1 protein-coding gene is annotated in these 2,912 nt (G+C 42.0%); it reads left to right on the forward strand.

Going from position 1 to position 2,912, the window contains the following annotated elements:
• The first annotated feature begins 375 nt into the window (after positions 1 to 375).
• Positions 376 to 2,802 (forward strand): ABC transporter permease, encoded by a 2,427-nt coding sequence (locus D7Z94_RS25490; RefSeq protein WP_120714494.1) that lies wholly within the window; start codon positions 376 to 378, stop codon positions 2,800 to 2,802.
• Positions 2,803 to 2,912 lie beyond the last annotated feature (110 nt).

The raw sequence follows: 2,912 nt of genomic DNA on the forward strand, positions 1-2,912 counted from the left end.
TTCGGTGTAGTTCTTTCTGCCTTGCATACCATAAGTTACCCATTTCCCAACGCTTATGAAAGCAAGAACTGATGCAAATCAGAGTTGTGCAACGGCCACCTTGGTTTTACGGTACTGTTCAAAAATTTTAGTCTGTTATTGGCTCTTATAACTTCATGCATGGATTAACTGTAAATTATTTTTACAAACGCTGTCAAATTATTTTACAACCCAAAGAGTAATATTACTAACCACATCTCCTAAAATACTGAATATTAGATTATTATTTATGTGGCATTAAATTGGATAACAAATTAATTTGTATGGGACGTATGGACTAATCATTCCTGAGTATTTGCCGATACATCCTAATGCTTAAATCAAAATTCATCGATCATGATCAAAAATCATCTTAAAATTGCTTGGCGGAACATCTTAAAGAACAAAGCGCTATTCTCCATAAATATAGCCGGACTTGCCATGGGCATAGCAACATCCTTTATTATCCTGCTTTTTATTTTTGACGAACTGAGTTACGATCGATACAACGAAAAGGCCGACCAAATAGTGCGCGTAGTATTCCGGGGAAAAATAAACGGCGAAATTGTAAAAGAGGCTGTAACACCTGGTCCGACCGCCGCCACTCTCCAACAAGAATTTCCGGAAGTCGTCATGGGTACACGTCTCAAAGATGGCGGGATCCGGAAAATCTCCTATAACAAGGTTGCGTACAGGGACAACAAGTTTGCATATGTAGATCCAAATTTTTTCAGCGTATTTACGCTCCCCTTTATTTCGGGTAATGCTATGACGGCATTAAAGGAACCCAATACAATGGTCATTACCAAAGAACAAGCCGTTAAATATTTTGGGAACGAGGATCCCATTGGTAGAACATTGGATATGGAAGAATCCGGTCAACAATTCAAAATAACCGGTGTCATCGATAACATACCCGATAACTCCCATTTTCATTTCGACCTTTTCGCATCCATGGAAGGACTTGATCATGCCAAGGAAATAATATGGCTGGGATCGAGCTACTACAATTTCCTGCTGCTCAAGGAAGGTTATGATTTCAAGGAACTTGAAAGAAAATTGCCCGGTATAATCGAGAAGTATGTCGGACCCCAGATAACTCAGGCCACGGGAATGTCCCTGTCCGATTTTAAGGAAAAGGGGAACGAGGTAGGATTTTTTCTTCAGCCCCTGACCGATATTCATCTTTATTCCGATTTCGTCGGCCGTTCCGAAATCGAGGAGGGAGGTGATATAAAAACGGTATATATCTTCGGTATCATTGCATTGTTCATATTACTGGTGGCCTGTATAAATTTCATTAACCTCTCTACGGCGGGAGCTTCCAAAAGGGCAAAGGAAGTAGGGATAAAGAAGGTCCTTGGCTCGAACAAAAAACAATTGATATTCCAGTTCTTAACGGAATCATTGATAGCCACCTTTTTGGCCATGTTCCTGGCAACAGTTTTGGTCGTGCTATCGCTACCGTGGTTCAATGGTTTGTCAGACAAGACGCTATTGCCCAGTATTTTTCTTAACGTACAGGGTATTGGTCTTTTGCTGATTATCGGGTTGGTCGTTTCAATATTAGCAGGTAGCTATCCTGCCTTTTTCCTATCCTCCTTCAAGCCGATAGCCGCACTTAAGAACAGGTTCATAGGTTCTGGAAATGATAAAGGCCTAAGAAACGGACTCGTCGTTTTTCAATTTGTTATTTCGGCCGGACTTATTGTTGCAACGCTGGTTGTGAACCGACAAATGTCCTTTATTCAGGACAAGAACGTTGGGTATAATAAGGAACAGATGTTAGTGCTTCGCGATTCCGGGCTATTGGGCGAACAGGAAAATTCTTTCAAGGAACAGTTATTGAACGACCCAAGGGTCGACAATGTAACTATGTCCGGTTTTGTGCCGGCAGGGCCAACTTACGATTCGGCTGCTAGTCTATATCCTGATGGTCAACCTGATGCAATCAGACGAACGGTCGTATATGAGATAGACGAACGGTACATCCCTACTATGGGAATGGAATTGGTGGCTGGAAGAAATTTTTCGGAAGATTATGGAACGGAATCCTCGAATGTAATCCTGAACGAGACCTTGGTAAAGATTTTCGGTCTTAAGGATAATGCCATCGGGCAAACGATTACGGTGGCCTCCGATAACGAAGGGGGAACCGAGGATTTGACCGTTATAGGTGTGGTAAAGGATTTTCATTTCAAATCGTTCTATAATATGGTCGATCCGTTGATTATGTTGAACAGACCTAATTCGGGACTTATAGTCCGTGCCGCCACATCCGATATGGCGGGTCTTATTTCAAATACTGAAAAATTGTGGCAGAAGTTCAACGGAGAGGAGCCTTTTGATTACGCCTTGCTCGATGAACTGTACAACCAAACTTATTTGAAAGAGCAAAAAATCGGGGTCATTCTCAGGATATTTGCATTGTTGACCATATTTGTTGCATGTTTGGGCCTTTTCGGACTGGTTACCTTTACCGCCCAGCAGAGGTTCAAGGAAATCGGCATTAGAAAGGTATTGGGTTCTTCGGCATCGCAGATCGTAAGTTTGCTCGCCAAGGACTTTCTGAAATTGGTTATGATTTCGATGATTATTGCATTTCCATTAGGCTATTACCTGATGAGCAAATGGTTACAGGATTTTGCATATCGGATAGAAATAAAGTGGTGGATCTTCGCGTTGGCCGGACTGATTACAATGCTCATAGCATTTCTGACGATAAGTTACAGAAGTATCAAAGTTGCGAATGCCAGCCCCGTTAAAAGTTTACGTGCCGAGTAGTCCTGTAAAACGACCATATTCAAGGACATTCCGACCCTTTTGAAGGGCTTGAAGCTTCCACCTCCCAGAAATCCCTATTTTCAGATTCATCGATTTGAGGACGCACTGGA

Origin of the sequence: Ulvibacterium marinum (genome assembly GCF_003626755.1) — a bacterium.
Lineage (GTDB): Bacteria > Bacteroidota > Bacteroidia > Flavobacteriales > Flavobacteriaceae > Ulvibacterium > Ulvibacterium marinum.